Raw genomic sequence first — 24,115 nt, forward strand, 5'->3', positions numbered from 1 at the left:
TAGCCTAGTTATTTTGGAGGTGTTTTTTTGAATAAAGATTTAGAGTTTATTATGGAAGAAGGAAAGCTAGAGGAGACACTTAAAATTTTAAATAATGAAATTTTAAATTACCTATCTAAGAGAAAAAATATAACAGATTATATAGTTGATTACAGAAAAAAAGTAATTGAAGAATATAGAGATGATGAAGATAAGATAATTGAATACTTTGACCATGAAAACTATGTTAAGGAAGAAGCGTTTAAGACTATAGATAAGAGATTAAAGGAATTTACTATATTAAAGGATTCTCCTTACTTTGGTAAGATAACTTTCACAGAAGAGGATGAGGGAGCAGAGGAATTCTATATTGGTAGATTTGGGTTAACACCAGAAGATAGTTATGACCCTGTTATAGTAGACTGGAGAGCACCAGTTGCATCATTATTTTATAAAGGTACATTAGGAGAAACTACTTATGAGTGTCCTAATGGAGCTGTAAATGCAAATCTTTTAGGAAGAAGACAGTTAATAGTTAAAAAAGGTGAACTTAAAGGTTTATTTGATTCAGCTATAGATGTAAAAGATGATATACTTCAAATGGTCTTAACATCTAATTCAAGTGAAAAGTTAAAAGATATAGTAATGACAATCCAAGAAGAGCAGGATGAAATAATAAGAGCTCCAAAAGATAAGGTTGTTGTAGTAAATGGAGTAGCGGGGTCAGGTAAAACAACTATAGCCCTTCATAGAGTTTCATATTTACTTTATAATTTTAGAAAGCAATTTGGCGATAAGGTATTAATACTTGGACCTAATGACATATTTATGGATTATATTGGTCAGGTTTTGCCTACCTTAGGTGAAAGTGGAGTTACTCAAATGACATTCCAAAACTTTGCTATATCAGAAATAGGTTTAGAAGAACCAGTAAAAGGTTTCTCTGAATATATAGAAGAAGCAATGAGTGGAAATGAAGAAGCTCTTAAAGAATATAAGTATAAAAGTTCTAAGAAATTTACAGAGTTATTAGATAAGACTTTAGAAAAGATGAATGAGGAATATTTTGAAATACAACCTGTAAGATTCTTTGATGAAGAGATTGTTTCTGTAGATGAAATTAAAGAATTATTTACTAAATATTATGGATATATGCCTCTATTTAGAAGAAGTGAAAAGATTAAGAGAATACTTACTTCTAAAATTAAGGATAAGAGAGACGAACTAGTAAGGGAATTAGAAGCTAATATTAAAGAAGAAATATCAAAGTTATCTCCAGATGAATTAGAAATTGAAAAGAACAATCTTTTATTTAAGAGAAGAATAAGAATAAGGGAAATTGTTAGAGGGGTGATGAATTCTAGAGATGAGTTAGAATCATGGATTAATCACGAAGATACAGTAAGCCTATATAAAAGAATAACTAATACTGAAGCTCTTGGGTATATGGATTTAGCAGGAATATTATATTTAATGGTTATGCTTGAGGGCAAAAAGTGTAAAAAAGAATATAAGCATGTAGTAATTGATGAAGCGCAAGATTATAATACAACACAATTTAAGCTTATAAAGGAGCTTACTGGATGTAAGAGCTATACTATAGTTGGAGATAGTAATCAAAGACTAATTACAACATTAGAAGAGCCAGCTATGTTAAATCTAGAAGAAGTATTTGGAGATGCTGTTAAGGAATTTAGTTTGTTAAAGAGCTATAGATCAACTCAACAAATAATGGAATATGCAAGTCAATTCTTAAATGAAGATAAGGTTATACCTTTAGTTAGAGAGGGAGAACCTGTTATAGAAGAAGAAACTACATCTAAGGAAGATTTAGTTGAAACCATTGTATCTATAATAGAAGATTATCAAGAAGATGGATTAGAGAGCATAGCAGTTATAACTAAAAATAAAGAAAATATGCCAGAGATATCAGGTTTGTTAAAAGAAAGAATTAAGATAATGAGCTTTGATAGAGATGATTTAATCTACAATGGAGGAAATGTATTAATCCCTGCATATTATGCAAAAGGTCTAGAATTTGATGGAGTAATAATTCTAGAAGAGGGAGAAGAAACTCCAAGCTTAGTTAAATATATTATGTGCACAAGAGCACTTCATAGGTTATCTATAATAAAAAAGCAGTCATAAGACTGCTTTTTTACTGTTTAGGAGTGCAGTGATGGAACAAGCAAAATAAATATTCCCCCACCTTTTTTACTTGGTATATTTCTCTATTTTTTTCAAGGTATCTTTATATATATCATCAACTACAGAAAAATCCATGGCCTTAATATAATAACTTTCAAGTTCATCATGGAAGCTTTTAGCTTTTTTAATACATTGCAAAGCCTTAGTTATAAGAGTATCAAATAAAACTTTATCATTTTCAACTTCTGATTTTCTAGAAGATAGAGCTTGAGGTGAACATAAGTCCTTCATATCATATACAGTGCAATCATAGGAAAGTCTGCTTATTTCATTTGTTGTAAATATTCCAGTTGATATTTCTGGAATTATAATATTTTCTAATCTTTCTGGAATTAGAGGGTCGTGTAAATATTCAACGAAGTAGCCTAGCTTTTGAGCTTCAGATCCTATATATCTTAATATATCAGTTTTGCCAAAGCCAGGACCGCCTTTTAAAGTATATAATTTATCAACATTAGAGGATAACGCCTTATTGTAAGTGACTATTCCATTAGGTGTAAAAGCCGTACCAAATAAATGTCTCTCGCCACCAAAGCCTGATTTTGAGGAGGTTAATATTTCACCTTTTATTTTATCCATAAAAGTATTTACCTTATAAGAGTTTAAGGACTCATAATTTAAAGTGCTCCAATCTTCATGAACACTTTTTGCTGCTCCTAAAAATCTGTATGCTCGCTTAAAGGTTTTTCCTATTTCTTTGTTAATACTAATTAGTTCTTTTTTGTTCTTGCTAAGTACATCCATATCAAGAGCTGTTCCTAAGTTTACTATCTCATCTACAGCCCCTGGAGTAATAGGATCTACAACGTGAGGTGAAGTCCCATCTAGTATAGCTACGTTAAGTTCCTTGATTACTAAACCATCTAAAGAGTTATTATCTGAAGAACAATGATGGTATTCAAGGGAATAGCCAAGATCTAAAAAGTAAGCGCCTATCTTTTTCATGAATGAAGATTTACCTGTACCAGGCCCACCTTTAAGGCAAATTATTTTGTTAGCATCTTCTTGCGTTAAGATATACCTATAGAAAGAATAAAAACCTTTGGAAGTGTTACCACCTGGAAATAAATCTCTTTGTTTAGAATAATTCATACTTTGCTCCTATACTCAAATTATATTTTCAAATCAATATAATATATGATTTATATGAGTAAGGTGATAAAAGTTTTATAAAAATAAGCTATGCATAAAGTTACTTGATAAATAAGGAAAAGTGGTATAAATATAAGTGTTTTGCATAATATTAAGGGATAATTTTTAATGGTATGGAAAAATATTAAAAAAATATACAAAGGGTATTGCATAAATATAAAAGTATGGTGTATAATTATACCATAATAAATGAAAGATAAGTTTTAGAAATAAAGGGGGACAACATAAAATGAAAAAAGGATTATTAAAGAAGCTATTTGCTACAACACTTGTTGGGGCTATGGCAATTTCAATGGTTGCATGTGGGGGAGAAGATGCAGAAAAGAAGGACATGCTTACTCAAATCAAAGAATCAGGGAAATTTACAGTAGGTATGAGTATAGATTATGCTCCATATGAATTCTTTGTTATGGAAAATGGAGAAAAGAAACAAGTAGGAATGGATGTTGATTTAATAGCTGAAATTGCAAAGGATATGGGAGTTACTTATGAAATTAAGGAAATGGACTTTGATACAATTTGTGAATCAGTAGCTAATGGAGTTATTAACATGGGAGTTTCAGGACTATCTCCAGAACCAGAAAGAATGGAACTAGTTGATTTCTCAGATATTTATTTTGAAGCAGAGCAAGGAATATTAATATCAAAGAAAAATGCTGACAAAATAAAGAGCATTGACGACTTAAAAGGAATGAAAGTTGGGGCACAAACAGGATCTATTCAAGCAAGCATTGCTAATGAAATAGAGGGAGCAAAGGTAACTTTATTAAAGGATGTACCAACATTAGTACAAACTTTAAAAAGAGGAGATTTAGACGCGTTAATAGTAGAGTTACCAGTAGCAGATATTCAAGCAATAGTTAATGATGACCTAGCAGTGGCTGAGGAGAAGATTCAAGATAATTCAGGCGGTGGTTCAGCAGTAGGTATTCCAAAGGAACAAGATGCATTAAAGGAACAAATAAACAAGACTATAAAAAGACTTAAAGACGAGGGCAAAATACAAGAGTTCTATGAAAATGGAGTTAAGTTAAGTAAGAACGAAGTTGTAGAGTAGAAAGTTTTAAAGTCTCTTAAGGTTTTAAGAGACTTTTATTTTTGATAAGGAGGAAGCAATGAGGGAATTAAGTTTTACATTTTTAGAAAAGTATTATCCTGTGTTTTTAGAAGGTATAAAGTGGACAATCAGTATAGCTTTAGTGACTGTAATTATGGGGGTAATATTAGGATCCATATTATGCTTAATGAAAACTGTAAAAGTGAAGTTTTTCAATATTAGAATTATAGAATCTTTACTGACAGCTATTTTAAGAATAGTTTCTAATGTATATGTGGAAATAATTAGGGGTACACCTCTACTTTTACAAATATATTTAGTGTTCTTTGGACTTCCAGCTTTAGGAGTTAAATTTGGAGCATTTACCTCATGTGTTATAGCCTTATCATTAAATTCAGCAGCATATGTATCAGAAATAATTAGGGCAGGTATAGAAGCTGTAGATAAAGGCCAAATGGAGGCTGCTAGAAGCTTAGGAATGACAGAAGCAAAGGGAATGATATATATAGTTATTCCTCAAGCTATAAAAAATATTTTACCTGCTATAGGTAATGAATTTGTTGCAGTTATAAAGGAATCTTCAATGGCGTCAACTATTGGAGTTGCAGAAATAATGTATGCAGTTAATGTAGTTAAAGGTGCTACATGGAAGAGTTTTGAGCCATTAATAGTAGCAGCAGCTTGTTATTTTACAATAACATTTACTTTAGGAAGATTGCTTGGAATTCTTGAAAGGAGGTTGAAGGCTAGTGATTCACGTTAACAATTTACACAAAAGCTTTGGAAAAAATGATGTTTTAAAGGGAATTAATGAGCACATAAATAAGGGGGAAGTGGTAGTTGTTATTGGACCATCTGGTTCTGGAAAATCAACTTTTTTAAGATGCCTTAACCTTTTAGAAGTACCTACTGAAGGGAAAATAATATTTGAAGGTAATGATATTACAGATAAAAAGAATGATATTAATAAGTTAAGACAAAAGATGGGTATGGTATTCCAACAATTTAATTTATTCCCTCATAAAACAGTGTTAGAGAATATAACTATTTCTCCGATTAAAGTTAAAGGGATAAATAAAGAGGAAGCTAATAAAAAGGCTATGGATCTTTTAAAGATGGTAGGGCTTGTTGACAAAGCGGAAGCTTACCCATCATCCCTATCTGGAGGACAGAAGCAAAGAATAGCTATAGCTAGAGCACTTGCAATGGAACCTGATGTTATGCTTTTTGATGAGCCAACATCTGCATTAGACCCTGAAATGGTAGGAGAAGTTTTAGGAGTAATGAAAGACTTGGCCAAGGGCGGAATGACAATGGTTATAGTTACTCATGAAATGGGATTTGCTAAAGAAGTTGGAGATAGAGTTTTATTCATGGATGGGGGAGTAATTGTAGAACAAGGAACTCCTGAGGAAATATTCAACAATCCTAAGAATCCAAGAACAATAGATTTCTTATCAAAGGTACTTTGATAGGTACAAGGTAAAAAGGTAAAAAAGATAGATAAAAGGAAGTTGCGCAGCAACTTCCTTTTATCTGCCTACTTACCTAGTACCTTTTTATACATAATCATTATCTATTGTTATTATACAATTATATTCCGGATGTATGGATTTAATTGCTGTTATTATATCTTCTTTTAACTCATCAACACTCATAATCTTCTTAAGATTTTCCGGGTTAACAACAACATCAAAAATTAAGTTCTTCTTTTCACCCTCACCAACAACTCTAAAGTCATGCATAGATTTTATTAAAGGATTATATTTTATTATTTTATTAATCTCATCATAAGCTAGCTTAACTTCATCAGTAAATACACAAATAGGATCCATATGAATAACTAGATATATATTTAACTTGCTAGAAATTTCTCTTTCTGCTGTATCAATTATTTCATGAATTTTCATAACTGATATATCAGATGGAATTTCTGCGTGAATAGATGCCATACATCTTCCCGGTCCATAGTTGTGAATAATTAAATCATGAACTCCTGTAATATGTTCATATGATAGAACTAAATCTTTAATATTATTAACTAATTCTGGGTCAGGAGCTTCTCCTAAAATAGGATTTATAGTTTCTTTAATAAGAGTATAACCAGAATATACTATAAATACTGCTACAATAAGACCGAAATACCCGTCTATAGGAAAGGATGTAAATTTAGATGCTAAAAATGAAATTGTAACACAAGAAGAAGTAAAAACATCTCCTAATGCATCTACAGAAGCAGCTTTCAATGCAGAAGAATTAATAGTATTACCTACAAATTTATTGAATCTTGATAACCAAAGTTTAAATAAAATTGATACTAATAATAGTATAAATGGTATAAATTCAAATGTTATACTAACAGGATTAAGTATACGTTCAAAAGATGATTTGATAAACTGTATACCTACTAGCATTACCATAAATGCTACTATTAAAGCTGATATATATTCCATTCTACCATGTCCAAATGGATGTTCAGCATCAGCAGGCTTATCAGCCATTTTAAAACCAATAATTGTAACGATAGAAGAAGCAGCATCAGATAAGTTATTAAATGCATCTGCCATAATAGCAATACTTGAAGCTACTACACCTACTGTAAGTTTGGTAGCGAATAAAATTAAATTAACTATTATTCCTACTACACCACCAAGTATTCCATAGGCACTCCTTACCTTTTCACTTTTTATGTCCTCACTGTTTTTTATAAACTTCTTTACTAAAAAGTTTGATATCAACAACATCAACTCCTATCATTCTCTATAAATATATATTATTGTATATCACTTAAATATAATAATCAATTATATCACTAAAAATGCAGAAAATCTGTACTTAATTTTGGATGAATATGGTATAATCAATTATGTAAATTAGTGGTAAGTGAGGAGGGGGATATCATGAAGAAGGCTATTACAGAAGTAAACGGAATAAGCATAACTAAAAACTTAATTGGAATAAACTATACAAAAGGAATATTTATAAAGCCTAAATATATAGTTATTCATGATATATCAGATAATAGATTTACTACTATGAGGGAGTATAGAAATTATATTGCTAGAGAGAAGGATGCAAAGGAATCTATACATTATTTAGTAGGACCAAGGAATGTGATAAAGTTACTGGAGGATGATTGGAGAGGATGGCATGTAGGAGACAAGCCATCTAAGGATGTAACCAATTCTAACAGTATTTCTGTTGCTATGTTTATTAGAGATAGTAGGGATATAAATAGAACCTTAAAAAATGTAATAGTATTAGTTAATAAACTTAGGGAAATTTATGGTATAGGAATTAATAATGTAAAAAGACATTATGATGTTACAGGTAAGATTTGTCCTGAGTTATTATTGAATGAGAAGGCTTGGAATAGATTTAAGCTTGCTTTAAAGGGGTTAGAAAGTGAATTGACGCCTATAGCAAAAGGGAAAATTATAGGAGTGCTTTCATCATTAAACTTAAGAAAAGAGCCTAATGATGAATCGGAGGTAATAGGTAGAATCGCTTCAAAAGATAGTTTTAATATATACGAAAAACAAGGAGAATGGGTAAAGACTACCTATGAAACTGAAGATAAAATAATAGTAGGTTATTTAAATAAAGAATATATAGAAATAGAAGATTTAGGTGTAGAAAAGGAAGAAGTTATAGAGGATATAAGTGAAGAAGAGGCGTTAAAAGAAATAAGTAAGTTTTATAAACAACCTACAAAGACATACAATGCCTTAGAAGAGCTAGAAAAATTGAGCAAAAGTAAAGATAGTATAATAGAAGTTCCTAAGGTAGAGAATAGTACTATAATTGAAAAAAGAAAAGTAACTGTTCCTACAATAAAAAGAGACATAAATAGGGAAGGAACTGTTGTAAATATAGATACCAATTTAGCTGTAAGGAGAGGTGCAGGAGAAGAAAATTATGTAGTAGGTTACTTATTGGCTGCACAAAAAGTTAATGTCATGCAGGAAGTTGGAGATTGGTATAAGATAGTGTATCAAAGTACGATAGGAAAAAGAATAGGGTTTGTTGAAAAATACTTTATAAAACTTGGCTAGTTTTGTTAAAATATAATAACTATAAGATAAAGTTAAGGAGTATAAACATGAAAAAAGAATTAGCAAAAGAATTGATAGGATTTATAAATGAAAGTCCAACTGCGTATCATGGAGCACATACTGTAAAGAGTATGCTAGACAATGTTGGTTATAAGGAAGTAAAGGAAAGTGAAAAGTGGAATTTAACTAGTGGTGGCAAGTATTACTTTATGAAGAACGGTTCTGCAATAATAGCCTTTCAAATAGGAAGTGAAGAAATTGAAAATGGTGGATTTAAGTTAATAGGAGCACATACTGATTCACCTACATTTAAAATAAAGCCTAATGCAGAAATGAAGGTAGAAAATAAGTATGTAAAACTAAATACTGAGGTTTATGGTGGCCCAATTTTAAGTACTTGGTTTGACAGACCACTTTCATTAGCAGGTAGGGTTGCGATAAAGGGAGAAAATCCTTTAAAGCCTTCAATAAAGCTAATAGATTTTAAGAAACCACTATTGATAATACCAAACTTAGCTATTCATATGAATAGAAATGTTAATGAAGGTTATGCAATTAATAGACAAAAAGATACATTACCACTATTAGGTTTTATAAATGAAAAGTTTGAAAAAGAGGGATATCTTTTAAAATTAATAAGTGATGAATTAGGAGTAAAAATAGAAGAAATTTTAGATTTTGATTTATTCTTATATGAATGTGAAAAGGGTTGTTTATTAGGTTTAGAAGAGGAGTTAATTTCTGCAGGAAGACTTGATGATTTATGGATGGTTTATGCTGGAGTTAAAGCACTTATAGACAGTAATGATTCTAAAGCTACAAAGATTATGGTATGTATAGATAATGAAGAGATTGGAAGTTTAACAGCTCAAGGTGCAAACTCAACTCTATTACAAACAGTTTTAGAAAGAATTACACTAGCTTTAGGAAAAGATAGAGAAGAGTTTATGAGAGCTTTATCAAATTCAGTTATGATATCAGCAGATTTAGCTCACGCTGTTCACCCAAATCAGGTGGAAAAACATGATCCAGTTAATAAACCAGTACTAGGTGGAGGCCCTGTAATTAAGATGGCAGCATCAGGTAGCTACTCAACTGATAGTTATGCATCTGCAATATTTAAGGGAGTTTGTGAAAAAGCAAATGTTCCATGTCAAGTGTTTGTTAATAGATCAGATGTAAGAGGTGGTACTACAATAGGTCCAATAACAGCAGCTAATTTATGTATTCCAGTTGTTGATATGGGAGCGCCTTTATTATCAATGCATTCTGTAAGAGAGTTAGCAAGTGTGGAAGATAATGAATACACAGTAAAAGCATTTACTGAATTTTATAATATATAATAAAGAAACTCGCTTTGCGAGTTTTTTTGATGAATAGGAAATTATAAAATCAAGGATAATAATTTTATAATTTCATTACCTTTAGTAGGAGTGTGGTGGATATTTGTTTTGATGTGACTTGGAACGTAGCGACGGAACAAGCAAAATAAATATCCACCCAACCTTTTTATTACTTAAGATTGGGGAGAGAGCATGGATATAGGAATAATAGGGTATGGCGGAGTTGGAAAAGCATTAGTTAGATTAATAAAAAAGAAAAAATATGATTTTAATATAAAATTTATAATAAAGAGTGATGGTGGCATTGTCTGCAAAAATGGAATAAATATAGACAGTATACTTATAAATGAAGATAACTTGCATAGACATGAATTTTGGTCAAAGGGGCTAAGTCTAGAGAATGTTATAGATATTGGTATTGATTACTTAATTGAGCTTACTCCAACTAATAAAGACACTGGAGAACCTGGATTGTCCTTTATAAGGTTAGCATTAGAAAATGGAGTAAGTGTAGTTACTGGCAATAAGGGACCTATATTAATAGATTATACGGGGTTAAAAAAGTTAGCTAAAGAAAATAGTGCTAAGTTAGGAATAGGATGCACAGTGGGAGCTGCACTTCCTACTATAGAAGGTGGTTTAGTTGGCTGTGCAGGAGCAGATATATTAGGAATTGAAGGAATATTAAATGGAACAAGTAATTTCATTCTAAGTGAGATGTCAGAAAAGGAAGTTAGCTATGAAGAAGCTTTACATAAAACACAAAGCATAGGCATAGCTGAAACTAATCCTTATATGGATGTGGAAGGATATGATACTGCTATAAAAATGATTATACTCACAAACTATTTTTTTGATTCACAAATAGCATTAAAGGATGTGGATATAGTTGGTATAAGTAATCTATCCAAAGAAGTTATTAATAGGGCAAAAGATAGTGGGGGGAAGATTAAGCTTCTGGGAAAAACATATAGAGAAAATGATGAAATAAAAATAAAAGTTTCACCAGAAATATTAAATGATGAACATAGTTTATATAGTGTAGATGGGAAAAACAAGGGGATTTTATTTAAGACCGATGTTCTAGGAAATATAACAATTATAGGGGGAGCTTCAGGGGTAGAAAACGCAGCTGCATCAATAGTTAGAGATATAACAAATTTAAAGTAAAAAAGAAAAACTCGTTGTAAATATTACCACAATAGTATAAAATATTAATTATAGGGTGTTTATGTTAAATTAAGGCGTTGAGGTGGTATTTATGGAGAGAATGTTAAGTAAACTTGAATTTATGCTTATGGGGTTAAGACAATTAACTTTAAGTGCTGTATATGCTTGGTTTCCTGAATTAAAAAAGGAAGATATATTAGAGGCATTACAACAATCACCAAAGTTTAAGGTGGAAGGAAATATAGTAACTTTAAAAAGTGAAACAGAACTTTATGAAGAAGAGCTTCAAAAAGATATATTAAAAGATCTTATGGGAGAAGCAGATGGAGATGACGATTTATTAGGATATGATGATGACCTAGACTTAATAGCAGAAGAAGATAATAGTGGTTTTGGTTCATCTAATATTAAACTAGATGACGAAGTTATATTAGTTAATGCTAATGAGAATAACTTAGAAGACATAGTTGAAGATCCTATAGTAGACAGCCAATGGGTAGAAGCAAAAGAAGCTGCGGAAGAAATTCCAGAAGTAGAAGTTGTACAACCTGTTCAAGGAGATGTTACTTCCTTAGAAGAAAATACAACTAATGAAGACTATTTTAATTACTATTACAATAGTCCTAATGAAGAAGTAAAAGAGGAAAAGAATAAAATAGAAGAAAAGGTTGTTGAGAACGTGGTTGAGAATGTGATTGAGAAGGTTGTTGAAAAGGTTGTTCAAGTTACAGATTTGACTAAGGTAAAGGGATCAGATATATCTTATGAAGATTTAATAAGAATAATAGATGAGTATAATGATGCTGTAGAAAGTAAATTAAATTATGCAATAGAAAATAAGTTTGAAGTTAGAGTAAAAGCTATTAAGAGCTTCTATGAAAATAAATATAATGTAAGAATTAAAGAAGAAGGTATATTAGGAACTACTGCTTGTATATTCTCTTTAATACATAAGAAAAAGGGTATGGAAGTAGCATATTTAGTTGTATGTGAAAAACTAAATGAATTAATTCTTAATTATATGTTAGATCATTATGATGATGAAGTTGTTTATTTCTGTCCTGTAGAGGGAGCAGAAGTAGAGTTTGAAGTTGGATTAAATGAATTCTACTTAAAGGATACAGACGTTATCTTTGATAAGTTCTTAGAACACTATGTAGTTGTTGAAGAATGTGATGTAAAGATTAAGAACCTAGAGGTTATTGTAGGAAGTAACTAGTTAGGGTAAAATAAGCAATAAGAATAATTATGAAACTCAAGCAAATGACGCTTGGGTTTCTCTATTTTGGTGGTTAATATGAATAAAAAAGAGATAAGAAGAGAAGTAATTGCAAAAAGAGATTTGTTAAAGAATAAAAGTGATCTAGATAAAAAGATTGAGGAGAAGTTAAGAGATAATGAAATATATAAAAATAGCAAAAATATTTTCATATATTTAGGTTTTGGAAGTGAGATAAATACTATTAAATATGTAGAAGACTTTCTTAATGAAGGAAAGAAAATAATTATTCCATATACAGATATGAAAAATAAAGTAATGTATGGAATAGAGATAAATACTTTAGATGGATTAGAGAAAAATAAGTTCGGAATATTAGAGCCTACAGATATTTCTGAAATATTTAATAAAGAGGATATTGATTTAATAATAATGCCGGGGGTAGCTTTTGATAGAAGTGGAAATAGAATTGGCTATGGAGGGGGATATTATGACAAATTTTTATGTGGAATGAGCAGTGATATTCCAACTATAGCATTAGCTTATGATATTCAAATATTAGAAGAAGTACCCTCTGAAAAGCATGATATAAAAGTTGATATGGTAATTACAGAAAGAGAAACCATAAAATGCTTGAAAAGTAAATAAGATGGTGTATAATTAGATTAATCGTATAATCTTTTATTAAGAATGGTGGAGGGACTGGCCCTATGAAGCCTAGCAACAACTAATATTCATTTATTAGAACTGTGCTAAATCCTGCAGGAGTTTCCTGAGAAATGAGAGGTTAAGTTATGACGAAGTTAATATAAATTATGTCGTTATTGCTATTTATCTCTTAGATAAATAGCTTTATTTACGTCTAGGAAAGTATAAAATTTTATATTTATTAGGAGGGCTATTATGAAAATAGAAACAAAGTGTTTACATGAAGGCTATAAGCCTAAAAATGGAGAACCAAGAGCTTTGCCAATATATCAAAGCACAACTTATACTTATGAATCCACAGATCAGATAGGTAAATTATTTGATTTAACTGCAGATGGGCATATGTACTCAAGAATATCTAATCCTACTGTTGGGGCAGTTGAGGAAAAGATAGCTTCATTAGAAGGGGGAATAGGTGCCCTATGTACTACATCTGGTCAAGCAGCATCAATGATAAGTATATTAAATATACTTAGTGCAGGTGACCATATTGTAAGTGCAGCTACCATATATGGAGGAACGATAAATCTTTTGGCAGTTACTCTTAAGAAATTTGGTATAGAATGTACATTTGTTAATCCAGATGCATCAGAGGAGGAAATCCAAAAAGCATTTAAAGATAATACTAAAGTTGTATTTGGAGAGACTATTGCAAATCCAGCTATTTCAATATTAGATATAGAAAAGTTTGCAAATATTGCCCATAAAAATAACGTACCATTAATTATAGATAATACATTTGCAACACCTATTTTGTGTAGACCAATAGAACACGGAGCAGATATAGTTATTCATTCAACAACAAAATATATGGATGGACATGCGGTTCAAGTAGGTGGAGTTATTGTAGATAGCGGTAATTTCGATTGGACAAACGGAAAGTTCCCAGAGTTTACTGAGCCAGATGAATCTTATCATGGTGTTATATATACTGAAAGCTTTGGGAAAGCAGCCTATATAACAAAAGCAAGAGTTCAACTTATGAGGGACTTAGGATGTTATCCATCTGCACAAAATGCTTTTTTATTAAATTTAGGTTTAGAAACATTACCAGTTAGAATAGAAAGGCATTGCAGAAATGCTGAAAAGATAGCAGAGTTTTTAAATTCATCAGATAAAGTTGAATTTGTAAATTATCCTACATTAAAAGAAAATAAGTATCATCATTTAGCAAATAAGTATCTTCCTCAAGGATGTAGTGGAGTAATATCTTTCTCAATAAAGGGTGGTAGAGAAGAAGCAGTTAAGTTTATGGATTCATTAAACTTAGCTTCAAATGTAGTACATGTTGCAGATATAAGAACTTGCGTACTTCATCCAGCAAGTTCAACTCACAGACAATTAACAGATGAACAATTAGTAGCAGCAGGAATTACACCAGGATTAGTTAGATTATCTGTTGGTTTAGAAAATGTAGAAGATATTATTGATGACTTAAAACAAGCGTTGTTAAGATAAAAAAGATAACCAAGATAATCAAGATATTGTTGAGAAATTGCGGCGCAATTTCTCTTTTCTTTGTATTTAGAAAACCACAGGATAAACCTGTGGTTCTAAAGAGCTATAAACCTGCTTAAGGCAGGCTATTTTTATTTAATTTTATAGATTTTATTGTGTTACATAATATCTTCATAATTATTAAACTATCAATATGCAATTTTTTAACCTCATAATCCATTCGATTAGAATCTTTTATAATATCTAGCCAATAGATAGTTTCGCTACATTCCTTTTGGGCAATTTTTATCTTATGAATGAAGTCAGCTTTACTTTCTGCAAAATTAGCTTCTCTTACATTTGCGCCTATACTAGTTCCTGATTTAAGTATTTGCTTAGATATTGTATATTCATTATTATTTATCATGTCATAATATAAACTAACTATATCTAGAGAAAATTGATAGCTTTTTTCAATTAATATAGATTTACTCATTTTACACCTCCTAAATAACCTATTTAAAAACTGGACAGTTCTTAAGAAATTTAAACAAAAAAGAGAAATTGCAAAGCAATTTCTCTCTCTTTATCCTGATTAACTTTTTTATCTGTCTTATCTTGATTATTTTTCTTTGTTTGCTATTTCTTCAAGAATTCTAGCTTCAAAGTCTGCATATGCTATGCTTCCTTCGTCACCATTCTTTCTACTTCTAACAGCAACAGCATTGTTTTCAGCTTCTTTTTCACCAACAACTAAGATATAAGGAACTCTTTCTAGTCTAGCTTCTCTTATCTTATATCCTATTTTTTCAGCTCTGTAGTCAGCTTCAATTCTAATTCCCTTATTTCTAAGAGATTTAACAATAGATTCAGCATAATCATTATATTTATCTGAGATTGGTAAAATCTTAGCTTGAACTGGTGCCATCCAAGTTGGTAATGCTCCAGCATACTTTTCAATTAAAGTAGCAATTGTTCTTTCATAGCATCCAATTGATGATCTATGAATAATGTAAGGAGTTTTCTTATTACCATCTTTATCAATGTAAGTCATGTTAAATCTATCTGCTAATGCAAAGTCAATTTGAACAGTTATTATTGTATCTTCTTTTCCGTGAACGTTCTTACATTGAATATCAAGCTTTGGACCATAGAATGCAGCTTCACCAGCAGCTTCAACATATGGAATTCCAATGTGATCTAATATGTTTTTCATTATAACTTGAGTTTCTTCCCAAGCCTTAGCATTATCTATATATTTAATCTTATCTGTTGGATCCCATTTAGAAAATCTGTAAGATATATCTTCAGAGATTCCTAAAGTATCCATAACATAGTTAATTAAATCAACAACTCCTTTGAATTCTTCTTCAAGTTGTTCAGGAGTAACAATTATGTGACCTTCAGATAAAGTGAATTGTCTAACCCTAGTTAACCCATGCATTTCTCCTGATGATTCATTTCTGAATAGAGTTGAAGTTTCAGCATATCTTATTGGAAGGTCTCTATAGCTGTGTTGTTCTGCATTATATATAGTGAATTGGAATGGACAAGTCATTGGTCTTAAAGCCATAACTTCATCATCCTTTTCTTCATCACCTAAAACAAACATGCCGTCTTTATAGTGAGACCAGTGACCAGATACTTTGTATAAGTCACTTTTAGCCATATATGGAGTCTTAGTTAAAACATATCCTCTTCTTTCTTCTTCATCTTCAATCCATCTTTGAAGAGTTTGGAAAAGCTTAGCTCCCTTTGGCATGAATAATGGAAGTCCTTGACCTATATTTTCATGAGTTGTAAATATTCCAAGTTCTCTTCCTAATTTATTGTGATCTCTCTTCTTAGCTTCTTCTAAAGCTTCTAGATGAGCATCTAAGTCAGCTTTCTTTAAGAATGCAGTACCATAGATTCTAGAAAGCATCTTATTCTTTTCGTCACCTTTCCAGTATGCACCAGCAGTTCTAAGAAGTTTGATTGCTTTTACATTTTTAATCGACATTAAGTGTGGTCCAGCACATAAATCTGTGAAATCACCCATTTTGTAGAATGAAATAACTTCATCTTCTGGTAGGTCATTTATTAATTCAACTTTGTAAGGTTCATCTTCCATTAACTTTAAAGCTTCATCTCTTGGAAGTTCAAATCTTTCTATAGCTGGATTTTCCTTAATTATTTTTTTCATTTCTTCTTCTAGTTTTTCAACATCTTCAGCTGAGAATGCTATATCTCTATCGAAATCATAGTAGAATCCATTTTCAATTGATGGTCCAATAGCAAGTTTTGCTTCTGGGAATAATCTTTTTACAGCATAAGCTAAAACGTGAGATATACTGTGTCTTACAGCATCCTTACCTTCTTGAGAATCAAATGTGCATATAGCAAGCTCCACATCTTCATTAACAATATGACGAAGGTCTACAACTTTTCCATTAATAATACCGCAACATGCGTTTCTAGCTAATCCTTCGCTAATAGATTTAGCTATATCAAGTACTGATAGTCCGGCTTCAAATTCTTTCACTGAACCGTCTTTTAAAGTAACTTTAATCATTTTTATATCTCCTTCCAAATTCTTTTCTAAAATAAAAAAACTCCGTTCTCTAAAAATATAGAGACGAAGAAATATCCGTGGTTCCACTCTAATTACCTATAAAAATATATTATAGATCACTTAAGTTTATCGTAACGTGATAATTACGGACTTTATTAGAGTCACTCAGAGGTGGTCTTCAGTTATGATCATTTAAAGATACTTCCAGCTAATGTATCCTCTCTCTGAAAATGAAGTTAATAACTTACTCTTCTCTTCAACGTTTTAAAAATTATATTTTATTAATTAATTATAATTATTTAATTTTTAAATGTCAACATTTATAAAGTTTCAATATTATAGTATATAGGTATTGATTTCTATAGCATACAAATTGTATAATATTGGTATAAGATGCAGATGTGGCGGAATTGGCAGACGCACTAGACTTAGGATCTAGCGCCTTAGGCGTGGGGGTTCGACTCCCTTCATCTGCACCATTTATGCGGAAATGGCTCAACGGTAGAGCGCCACCTTGCCAAGGTGGACGTTGCGGGTTCGAATCCCGTTTTCCGCTCCAAACCTACATTTATAAAAAGCTCTAGCAAAAATGCTAGAGCTTTTTGTATTCAATAAATTTCTTCAAGTAGTTTTTGAATTTTTATATTTTCAATCATTTCTTCGGTGTATAAAGTCCCACCCATGAGATATAATATAATATCTTCTTTCTTATAACCTTCTTTATATAGGCGCAAATCTTTAGTTATACGTTTTGCAACATTTAAAGAAAAATTTAAAGTGTTACTTAACTCTTTTATTGTATAGAAATTTTTGTCAAGAATCTTAAGTAATTCTTTTTGTAGTTCTAATTTATATTTTAAATCTATTTCGATAGAGTGATGGGGGCCATTTTTACCACGATGGTGTTCATTGCAAAGGTATTTATAGTTAATCTCTATATCTAAACCGCCTTCACTTCTATGAACTATATGGTGTATATCAGCTGGCTTATTACATATTTCACAAAAAAACAATAACATACCTCCTTATTCAATATGTACTCATTATATAATAAATTAAAAACAACTTCAATTTTGTAAAAAATTTCAATAAAAATTATTAAATAACAGTATGAATGGTAATTCAAATACATATTTTATAATAACGTGTAAACACGTAGTATGGTGTTGATAAAGGGGTATATCTTACTATATAATATATTATATAAAGGAAAGAAAGGTGATAAGGGTGAGACAAAACTATAACTCCTTTAAGTATTGGGAATCATTAATTCATGAAAATAAAACAATAAGAGGTCATATGTTTATGGATAATCCACCAAAGGAAAAGTCACTTTATATTCATACCTTGATATTTTCGAAAAATAATGGTATTGATAATATCTATGCATATTTCCCTGATGCGAAAGTGCTACTTGGATATATTCAATATTCTTTCTTGCAAGAAGCTTTTTATAAATGGATATATGGTAAAGATAGGATAATAATTAATATTCCATCACTTCCCGTTGATAAAATTATAAGAGATGGATTATCGAAAAGGAAAATATCAAAGAGTGAAGCACAATTAATGTTGAGTCACTATACAAGAGTATCAAAAATGTGGGATCTACCAAAAGATAGAGTTATACCTGAATTGATTAAGTTCAGTAGAGAATTTAATAAAACTTGGTATGGTGATAATAAAGAATTTTTATATTTAAAGATATTTAGAAATCCAGAAGAACTTGGTAATTTTATTGTAGATTCTACTATGTTAACTAATGATGAAAATACATTTATAAGTAAGACTGGTGTAACAGTAAGTGAATGGAAGAAAATATGTAGTGAAGCAATAAAAAATGAATTGAGCGCAGAGAAGTTTAAAGAAATATTGCAAAAGAATTTGTCGGAAGTTATATAAAAAAATAATATTATAGCATCTTGACCATAAAAAAGTTGGATGCTATAATATTTTATGTAAATAAGCGCTATTAGCTCAGTTGGTAGAGCACCTGACTCTTAATCAGGGTGTCCCGGGTTCGAATCCCTGATGGCGCACCAAATGAAAGGAATCTAGTTATAGATTCCTTTTTTTCTTGTATAATAAAAGAGACTTAATTTGAGAGGAGAAATATATGAAAACAAAAGGAAACGTTACTGCATTATTACCATTAGCAGTTTTTTTAATAGTTTATGCAGGAACATCGATTATAGCAAAAGACTTTTATGCAGTATCAGTGATAGTACCATTTTTAATATCTGCCATAGTTGCTTTATCAATGAATAAGAAGAGAACATTTGAAGATAAGCTTCAAGATTTTTGTAAGGGAGCAGGAAATTCTAATGTTATATTAATGATTCTTATATTTGTCTTAGCAGGGGCATTTGCACAAGTAGCTAAGGCTATGGGAGCTGTTGATTCAACAGTAAATTTTGGACTTTCAATTTTACCTACAAGTATACTTGTACCAGGTGTATTTATAATAGCTTCATTTATAGCATTATCAGTAGGAACATCAATGGGGACAATAGTTGCCTTAGTTCCAATAGCAGTAGGAATATCAGAGAAGACAGGAATAGCTGTTGCTATAGTTGTAGGGGCTGTGGTTAGTGGAGCTATGTTTGGAGATAATTTATCTATGATATCAGATACAACAATTGCTGCAACTAGAACTCAAGGTTGTGAAATGAAGGATAAGTTTAAAATGAACTTCAAAATAGTATTACCAGCAGCTATAGTTACTGCTATTGTATTTATGATTCTTACAAAAGGAATATCTATACAAACTTTAGGAGAGTATGAATATAGTTTTATAAAGATACTTCCATACATAGTTGTGTTGATATCTGCATTAATGGGTATAAATGTAATATTTATCTTAATAGGTGGAATTGTATTTGCAGGAGCAATAGGGCTTTTATATGGAAGCTTTGATATAATAGGATTGTTTACTAATATTTCAGCTGGAATACAAGGTATGAGCGAACTTATAATAATTTCTTTATTAATAGCAGGAACCATTGAGTTAATTAAAAATAATGGTGGAATAGAATATATATTAAATAAAGGTATGAAGAACTTTAAAAGTAAAAGAGGAGCTGAACTTGGTATTGCTACATTAGTAAGCCTAGTTGATATTTGTACAGCTAATAATACTATTGCAATAGTAACTGTTGGACCAATAGCTAAAGATATTTCAGATGAGTTTGAATTGGAACCTAGAAGAGTAGCTGGCATAATGGATATGTTCTCATGTGTATTTCAAGGATTGATTCCTTATGGGGCACAACTTATTTCAGCTTCAGGATTAGCTATGATATCACCATTTGCAATAATAAAATATTCAGTTTATCCATATTTAATGGGGATTTGTGCTTTAGTATCAATTTACCTTTACTGGAGAAAAAGAAGTGAATAAATAAAGATTAAGAGAAATTGCAAATGCAATTTCTCTTATTATTTATAAAGAAGGCAAATACTTTGAGAAGATATTCCAAGTCCCTCTCCTGTAAAGCCAAGTCCTTCTTCAGTTGTAGCTTTTACATTTATTTGATCAATGTCTATGTTTAAGGCATTAGCAATATTTTTTCTCATTAATTGGATGTGAGGTGCCATTTTTGGTTTTTGTGCTATAATTGTTGAATCTATGTTGGAAATTTTATAACCATTTTCATATAAAAGCTTTCCTACTTCTTTCAACAAAGCTATACTTGAGATTCCCTTATATTTAGAATCAGTATCAGGAAAGTGTTTTCCTATATCACCTAAAGCAGAAGCACCCAATAAAGAATCCATTATAGCATGCAATAACACATCAGCATCAGAATGACCAAGTAATCCATACTCATATGGAATTTCAACACCGCCAAGAATAAGTTTTCTATCAGCAACTAATTTGTGAACATCATATCCAAGTCCAATTCTCATATAATCATCTCCTGTAAAAAATGTATATAAGAATTATACCATTATTGAACATTTTTTACTCTAATATTTACATTAGAATTTCTTTCTTCTGTTAAAAAAAGAAATTTAAAATATCTAACAAAGGAAAAAGATTTTGTAGTAATAAGGAATCTGATATAACTTACCCTCTTACGCATATAGATAAAATCAACGTAAATAACATTTCCTTTCATAGATAAACCTCACTTTCAAATTATATGGGTTCAGTAAAATATATTTGCAAAACCTTTGATATATACAGAGTAGGTGTAGGTTTTTATATGGTATAATACATTATATGTGAGGTAGTATAATTTGATAATGTGACTTAAGTTGTCGTATTATCATGAAAGGATGATAAGTATGGCGGAGTTTAATAGAAATAAATATATTTTTTCAAGTACCCCAGCTATTATTGAAGTTGGTGAAGAAGTAAGAAGAATAAGGGAAAAGCAAATATCGTTTATGCTTAAGGAATTATTTTTATATAAAATACTTGTAAAAGACTTGGTTAATATATTTCCAACATATAGAGATAGAAATTTAATTTTGAATATAGCAAGTTATATATATGAAGACTATGAACTTTTTGAGAAAGTTCAAAAGAAAAGAGAGTTACCAGTAGCAATGGTGGCTAAGAGAACGCGAGTATCGAGAACATTTTTAGAGATATGGCAAGATTATATATTAGTTTATGTAATAATTCTTTCTAACCCTAATTATAAATACATACAAGATTGTATACGAATAGAAGAGAGAAGTAAGACTACTGCATTAGTTCCAAAAGAGAATAAAAATAATGATATAAAAAAGGGAATAGTTCTTAAGGTAAATAAAAGAAGTGTCTTTATATTTACAAGTGCAGGGGAGTTCTTGAAGTTAAAAAAGGAAGGCGATTTAAAAGTAGGACAAGAATATAGAGGGAAAGAGAAAAAAGGAATTAGAAATTATAAGTTACAAATATGCATAGGAGCTGTATTTTTAACTTTTATTTTGGCAGGTGGAATTTATCAATATACTAAGGGGGTAAGGACTGTTGTTATAGATACAACATCTCAGTTAAAGTATGAACTTAATAGATTTAATAAAGTAATATATACTTATTCACCAACTCAAAAGGGTAAAGACCTTATAAATGCTGTAAATCCAAAGTATAAAAATATAGATAAAGCTTTAGAAGAAAGCCTAAGATATGCTAAGGAAAATGATATGATACCAAATCAAAGTATATTAATTACTATAAGTGGAGAAGCTTTAAAATATGGATTATTAGAGGATACAGCAAGGTATGTTAAGGAAGAAAAAGTAAGCGTATTAGTAAATAATTCAGGTAAGGAACATAATATTAAAGACATGGTAAATGATGAAAAGGAATCGAAGGATGAACAGAAATAATAATATAATAGTGCATAATGATAGAAAAGAAGAGATAAGATTAAATAAATACATAAGTGAGACTGGAATTTGCTCTAGGAGGGAAGCTGACAAGCTTATAGAAAGTGGGAAGGTAACAATAGATGGAGTAAAGGCCACTATGGGTATGAAGGTAGGAAAAGGGCAAATAGTTAAAGTAAATGGGAAAGATATAACGAAGGAAGAGGAGCTTGTTTATATAGCATTAAATAAACCAGTAGGTATAACTTGCACAACTGAACATAAAGTAAGAGGAAATATTGTTGATTTCGTTGGACATAAAAAAAGAATATTTCCTATAGGAAGATTAGATAAAGATTCTCAAGGCCTAATTTTACTAACTAATGATGGAGATATAGTTAATAAAATTTTACGTGCAGGTAATAACCATGAAAAGGAATATATTGTAACTGTTAATAAGCCAATTACTGATGATTTTATTAAGAAAATGTCATCTGGGGTTAGAATTCTAGGTACTGTTACTAAGAAATGCTTTGTTAAGAAAGAGGGAAGCAAGGTATTTAGAATAATATTAACTGAGGGAATGAACAGGCAAATAAGAAGAATGTGTGAAGTCTTTGGGTATAAAGTAGTTAAACTTGAAAGAGTTAGAATAATGAATATTAATTTAGGAAATTTAAAGAATGGTAGTTGGAGAGATTTAACTATAAAGGAATTAGCGGGGATAAATGAACTTATAAAAGATTCCCAAAAGGTTTATAAAGAATAGTAAGGCAAGGAAAATAATTTTATAGTTTTCTTACCTTCATATGATTGGAGTGAATATTTGCTTTCTGCATATTAAAGCAAATATTCACTCCATTTTTTTATTTATTTGTATTAATTAATCTGCTTTTAAATTTTTCCATAGTATATCTAGAACTTACATAAATTCTATCGAGTTTTACAGGAGTATCATCCCTATCAGAATAACCTAAATTAGTGGTGAAAGCTAATGAGTAGCCCGCCTCCTTTACAGCTTTTGTGCTATCTTCATTTAAGTCACCATATGGATAGGCTACAGATAGAACTTTCTTACCAGTAATAGATTCTATTTTTTCTTTTGAGTCTTTTAGTTCTTTAAGTTGTTCTTCATAAGTAAGTTGATCTAAATGACTATGGGTTGCTGTATGGCTCTCTATATCTATACCATAGTCAGACATTTCTTTAATTCTTTCACTTGATAAGTAGTAACTGCCCTCGTCAATTACAGAAGTAATAACAAAAATTGTTGCTTTCATATCTAGTTCTTTAAGTATTGGAAAAGCATTTGTATAGTTGTCCATATAGCCATCATCAAAGGTTATAAGTATACTTTTCTCTGGTATTGGCTTTTTATTAATAATATAGTCATTAAACTCGCTAATAGTTAAAGTAGTATATCCTGAATCTTTAATGAATTGAAGTTGTTCTCTAAGTCTATCAGGAGAAATAATAACTTCATTTTCCTCTGAAGGATCTACTGAGTGATAATATAGGACAGGAACTCCACGATTATCGTTAATAAGTGTTAAACCTTCAAATCTATTAATTTCTTCTGGTTCAGTTTTAGGTTCTTCATGCTCTTCATTTAGTTGTAAATTTTCAATGCTTTCATTACTTGCAGTACTTTTTTGTTCTTTTTCTTTAATATAAATAGCAAATACAACTCCTATTAGAACTATTATAAGTGCTATTAATATAATATTTTGTAGTTTTTTACTGGAAATTTTCCTCATAATATTCACCTTTAAAAATATATTTGTTGTATATGAATTTTATCATACCAAGATATGTAAAGTAAATAATCAAATGAAAATATAGAAAAAATTGGATAGTATCCACATTGTCCACAATTGGGTGTGGATAAGTTGTTAAGTAATTGTGAATTAGTATGTTGATAAATGTTAAAAA

The 24,115-nt window shown here is 30.4% G+C and carries 21 protein-coding genes, 3 tRNA genes, 1 riboswitch and 1 other annotated feature; of the genes, 17 read left to right on the forward strand and 7 right to left on the reverse strand.

Translation table 11 applies throughout. The features are described from left to right. The first annotated feature begins 27 nt into the window (after positions 1-27). Positions 28-2,127 carry a UvrD-helicase domain-containing protein gene (locus I4V16_RS07345; RefSeq protein ID WP_111937451.1) on the forward strand — a complete coding sequence of 700 codons (2,100 nt, stop codon included), beginning with the start codon at positions 28-30 and terminating at the stop codon, positions 2,125-2,127. A gap of 66 nt (positions 2,128-2,193) precedes the next feature. On the opposite strand, the gene I4V16_RS07350 is transcribed toward I4V16_RS07345, so the two are convergent. Then, positions 2,194-3,279 (reverse strand): PRK06851 family protein, encoded by a 1,086-nt coding sequence (locus I4V16_RS07350; RefSeq protein WP_049179994.1) that lies wholly within the window; start codon positions 3,277-3,279, stop codon positions 2,194-2,196. A gap of 289 nt (positions 3,280-3,568) precedes the next feature. Between I4V16_RS07350 and I4V16_RS07355 the strand changes: the two genes are divergently transcribed. The 3 genes from I4V16_RS07355 to I4V16_RS07365 are packed head-to-tail and all read left to right on the forward strand — an operon-like array spanning position 3,569 to position 5,868. Further along, the gene (locus I4V16_RS07355) at positions 3,569-4,396 is read left to right on the forward strand and encodes a transporter substrate-binding domain-containing protein (RefSeq protein WP_099329325.1); all 828 of its coding nucleotides are present in this window, start codon (positions 3,569-3,571) and stop codon (positions 4,394-4,396) included. Positions 4,397-4,454: 58 nt separating this feature from the next. Continuing rightward, on the forward strand, positions 4,455-5,159 hold the full coding sequence (locus I4V16_RS07360) for an amino acid ABC transporter permease (protein WP_099329326.1): 705 nt from the start codon (positions 4,455-4,457) through the stop codon (positions 5,157-5,159). Then, the gene (locus I4V16_RS07365) at positions 5,146-5,868 is read left to right on the forward strand and encodes an amino acid ABC transporter ATP-binding protein (protein WP_099329327.1); all 723 of its coding nucleotides are present in this window, start codon (positions 5,146-5,148) and stop codon (positions 5,866-5,868) included. The genes I4V16_RS07360 and I4V16_RS07365 overlap by 14 nt, the downstream gene beginning before the upstream one ends. Positions 5,869-5,955: 87 nt before the next feature. Here I4V16_RS07365 and I4V16_RS07370 read toward each other — a convergent pair whose 3' ends face one another. Next, complete coding sequence (locus tag I4V16_RS07370) at positions 5,956-7,134, reverse strand: cation diffusion facilitator family transporter (protein ID WP_195966613.1); 1,179 nt, start codon at positions 7,132-7,134, stop codon at positions 5,956-5,958. A 162-nt stretch (positions 7,135-7,296) separates the two neighbouring features. On the opposite strand from I4V16_RS07370, the gene I4V16_RS07375 reads away from it, so the two are divergent. The 6 genes from I4V16_RS07375 (at position 7,297) to I4V16_RS07400 (ending at position 14,349) form a co-directional block, all read left to right on the forward strand. Then, positions 7,297-8,451: an SH3 domain-containing protein gene (locus I4V16_RS07375; RefSeq protein WP_049179989.1), complete on the forward strand. Its 1,155-nt coding sequence runs from the start codon at positions 7,297-7,299 to the stop codon at positions 8,449-8,451. A 47-nt stretch (positions 8,452-8,498) separates the two neighbouring features. Then, positions 8,499-9,794, forward strand: a complete 1,296-nt coding sequence (locus I4V16_RS07380) for a M18 family aminopeptidase (protein WP_049179987.1) — start codon at positions 8,499-8,501, stop codon at positions 9,792-9,794. A gap of 192 nt (positions 9,795-9,986) precedes the next feature. Continuing rightward, positions 9,987-10,964, forward strand: coding sequence for a homoserine dehydrogenase (locus tag I4V16_RS07385; RefSeq protein WP_049179986.1), 978 nt, complete (start codon positions 9,987-9,989; stop codon positions 10,962-10,964). Between the two features lie 91 nt (positions 10,965-11,055). Next, complete coding sequence (locus I4V16_RS07390; RefSeq protein ID WP_049179985.1) at positions 11,056-12,183, forward strand: hypothetical protein; 1,128 nt, start codon at positions 11,056-11,058, stop codon at positions 12,181-12,183. A gap of 78 nt (positions 12,184-12,261) precedes the next feature. Further along, a complete protein-coding gene (locus I4V16_RS07395; RefSeq protein WP_195966614.1) occupies positions 12,262-12,831 on the forward strand; it encodes a 5-formyltetrahydrofolate cyclo-ligase in 570 nt (189 codons plus the stop codon). A 30-nt stretch (positions 12,832-12,861) separates the two neighbouring features. Next, a riboswitch (SAM riboswitch) is annotated at positions 12,862-12,969 on the forward strand. Positions 12,970-13,086: 117 nt separating this feature from the next. Beyond that, complete coding sequence (locus tag I4V16_RS07400) at positions 13,087-14,349, forward strand: aminotransferase class I/II-fold pyridoxal phosphate-dependent enzyme (RefSeq protein ID WP_195966615.1); 1,263 nt, start codon at positions 13,087-13,089, stop codon at positions 14,347-14,349. A gap of 115 nt (positions 14,350-14,464) precedes the next feature. Here I4V16_RS07400 and I4V16_RS07405 read toward each other — a convergent pair whose 3' ends face one another. Both I4V16_RS07405 and thrS read right to left on the reverse strand, forming a co-directional pair. Then, a complete protein-coding gene (locus I4V16_RS07405) occupies positions 14,465-14,824 on the reverse strand; it encodes a four helix bundle protein (RefSeq protein ID WP_049179981.1) in 360 nt (119 codons plus the stop codon). A 126-nt stretch (positions 14,825-14,950) separates the two neighbouring features. After that, positions 14,951-16,882 carry a threonine--tRNA ligase gene (thrS, locus tag I4V16_RS07410; RefSeq protein ID WP_195966616.1) on the reverse strand — a complete coding sequence of 644 codons (1,932 nt, stop codon included), beginning with the start codon at positions 16,880-16,882 and terminating at the stop codon, positions 14,951-14,953. 56 nt (positions 16,883-16,938) lie between these two features. Next, positions 16,939-17,151 (reverse strand) — a binding site (T-box leader). Positions 17,152-17,277: 126 nt separating this feature from the next. On the opposite strand from thrS, the gene I4V16_RS07415 reads away from it, so the two are divergent. Together I4V16_RS07415 and I4V16_RS07420 are read left to right on the forward strand one after the other, a co-directional pair. After that, positions 17,278-17,361 (forward strand) — tRNA-Leu (locus I4V16_RS07415). 5 nt (positions 17,362-17,366) lie between these two features. Beyond that, positions 17,367-17,441: transfer RNA gene (locus tag I4V16_RS07420), tRNA-Gly, on the forward strand. A gap of 49 nt (positions 17,442-17,490) precedes the next feature. On the opposite strand, the gene I4V16_RS07425 is transcribed toward I4V16_RS07420, so the two are convergent. Beyond that, positions 17,491-17,895: an HNH endonuclease signature motif containing protein gene (locus I4V16_RS07425; RefSeq protein ID WP_195966617.1), complete on the reverse strand. Its 405-nt coding sequence runs from the start codon at positions 17,893-17,895 to the stop codon at positions 17,491-17,493. Between the two features lie 214 nt (positions 17,896-18,109). Here I4V16_RS07425 and I4V16_RS07430 point away from each other — a divergent pair, with 214 nt between their 5' ends. The 3 genes from I4V16_RS07430 (at position 18,110) to I4V16_RS07440 (ending at position 20,282) form a co-directional block, all read left to right on the forward strand. After that, positions 18,110-18,784 (forward strand): hypothetical protein, encoded by a 675-nt coding sequence (locus I4V16_RS07430; RefSeq protein WP_049179969.1) that lies wholly within the window; start codon positions 18,110-18,112, stop codon positions 18,782-18,784. A 64-nt stretch (positions 18,785-18,848) separates the two neighbouring features. Next, positions 18,849-18,924 (forward strand) — tRNA-Lys (locus I4V16_RS07435). A gap of 74 nt (positions 18,925-18,998) precedes the next feature. Further along, positions 18,999-20,282: a Na+/H+ antiporter NhaC family protein gene (locus I4V16_RS07440; RefSeq protein WP_099329342.1), complete on the forward strand. Its 1,284-nt coding sequence runs from the start codon at positions 18,999-19,001 to the stop codon at positions 20,280-20,282. Positions 20,283-20,320: 38 nt separating this feature from the next. Here I4V16_RS07440 and ispF read toward each other — a convergent pair whose 3' ends face one another. Then, positions 20,321-20,791 carry a 2-C-methyl-D-erythritol 2,4-cyclodiphosphate synthase gene (ispF, locus tag I4V16_RS07445; RefSeq protein WP_195572991.1) on the reverse strand — a complete coding sequence of 157 codons (471 nt, stop codon included), beginning with the start codon at positions 20,789-20,791 and terminating at the stop codon, positions 20,321-20,323. Between the two features lie 381 nt (positions 20,792-21,172). Between ispF and I4V16_RS07450 the strand changes: the two genes are divergently transcribed. After that, positions 21,173-22,204 carry an anti-sigma factor domain-containing protein gene (locus I4V16_RS07450; protein ID WP_172458905.1) on the forward strand — a complete coding sequence of 344 codons (1,032 nt, stop codon included), beginning with the start codon at positions 21,173-21,175 and terminating at the stop codon, positions 22,202-22,204. Further along, a complete protein-coding gene (gene rluF / locus I4V16_RS07455) occupies positions 22,173-22,952 on the forward strand; it encodes a 23S rRNA pseudouridine(2604) synthase RluF (protein ID WP_195572995.1) in 780 nt (259 codons plus the stop codon). The genes I4V16_RS07450 and rluF overlap by 32 nt, the downstream gene beginning before the upstream one ends. Before the next feature lie 97 nt (positions 22,953-23,049). On the opposite strand, the gene I4V16_RS07460 is transcribed toward rluF, so the two are convergent. Continuing rightward, positions 23,050-23,940 (reverse strand): polysaccharide deacetylase family protein, encoded by an 891-nt coding sequence (locus I4V16_RS07460; RefSeq protein WP_195572997.1) that lies wholly within the window; start codon positions 23,938-23,940, stop codon positions 23,050-23,052. Positions 23,941-24,115 lie beyond the last annotated feature (175 nt).

This window comes from Clostridium sp. 1001283B150210_160208_E6, from assembly GCF_015669365.1.
GTDB classification, from domain to species: Bacteria; Bacillota; Clostridia; order Clostridiales; family Clostridiaceae; genus Clostridium; species Clostridium paraputrificum.

Coding starts and splice junctions, on each gene's coding strand:
- I4V16_RS07350 (WP_049179994.1), bottom strand. CDS start 3,279: ATGAATTATTCTAAACAAAGAGATTTATTTCCAGGTGGTAACACTTCC.
- I4V16_RS07355 (WP_099329325.1), top strand. CDS start 3,569: ATGAAAAAAGGATTATTAAAGAAGCTATTTGCTACAACACTTGTTGGG.
- I4V16_RS07360 (WP_099329326.1), top strand. CDS start 4,455: ATGAGGGAATTAAGTTTTACATTTTTAGAAAAGTATTATCCTGTGTTT.
- I4V16_RS07375 (WP_049179989.1), top strand. CDS start 7,297: ATGAAGAAGGCTATTACAGAAGTAAACGGAATAAGCATAACTAAAAAC.
- I4V16_RS07380 (WP_049179987.1), top strand. CDS start 8,499: ATGAAAAAAGAATTAGCAAAAGAATTGATAGGATTTATAAATGAAAGT.
- I4V16_RS07385 (WP_049179986.1), top strand. CDS start 9,987: ATGGATATAGGAATAATAGGGTATGGCGGAGTTGGAAAAGCATTAGTT.
- I4V16_RS07390 (WP_049179985.1), top strand. CDS start 11,056: ATGGAGAGAATGTTAAGTAAACTTGAATTTATGCTTATGGGGTTAAGA.
- I4V16_RS07395 (WP_195966614.1), top strand. CDS start 12,262: ATGAATAAAAAAGAGATAAGAAGAGAAGTAATTGCAAAAAGAGATTTG.
- I4V16_RS07400 (WP_195966615.1), top strand. CDS start 13,087: ATGAAAATAGAAACAAAGTGTTTACATGAAGGCTATAAGCCTAAAAAT.
- I4V16_RS07405 (WP_049179981.1), bottom strand. CDS start 14,824: ATGAGTAAATCTATATTAATTGAAAAAAGCTATCAATTTTCTCTAGAT.
- thrS (WP_195966616.1), bottom strand. CDS start 16,882: ATGATTAAAGTTACTTTAAAAGACGGTTCAGTGAAAGAATTTGAAGCC.
- I4V16_RS07440 (WP_099329342.1), top strand. CDS start 18,999: ATGAAAACAAAAGGAAACGTTACTGCATTATTACCATTAGCAGTTTTT.
- ispF (WP_195572991.1), bottom strand. CDS start 20,791: ATGAGAATTGGACTTGGATATGATGTTCACAAATTAGTTGCTGATAGA.
- I4V16_RS07450 (WP_172458905.1), top strand. CDS start 21,173: ATGGCGGAGTTTAATAGAAATAAATATATTTTTTCAAGTACCCCAGCT.
- rluF (WP_195572995.1), top strand. CDS start 22,173: ATGAAAAGGAATCGAAGGATGAACAGAAATAATAATATAATAGTGCAT.
- I4V16_RS07460 (WP_195572997.1), bottom strand. CDS start 23,940: ATGAGGAAAATTTCCAGTAAAAAACTACAAAATATTATATTAATAGCA.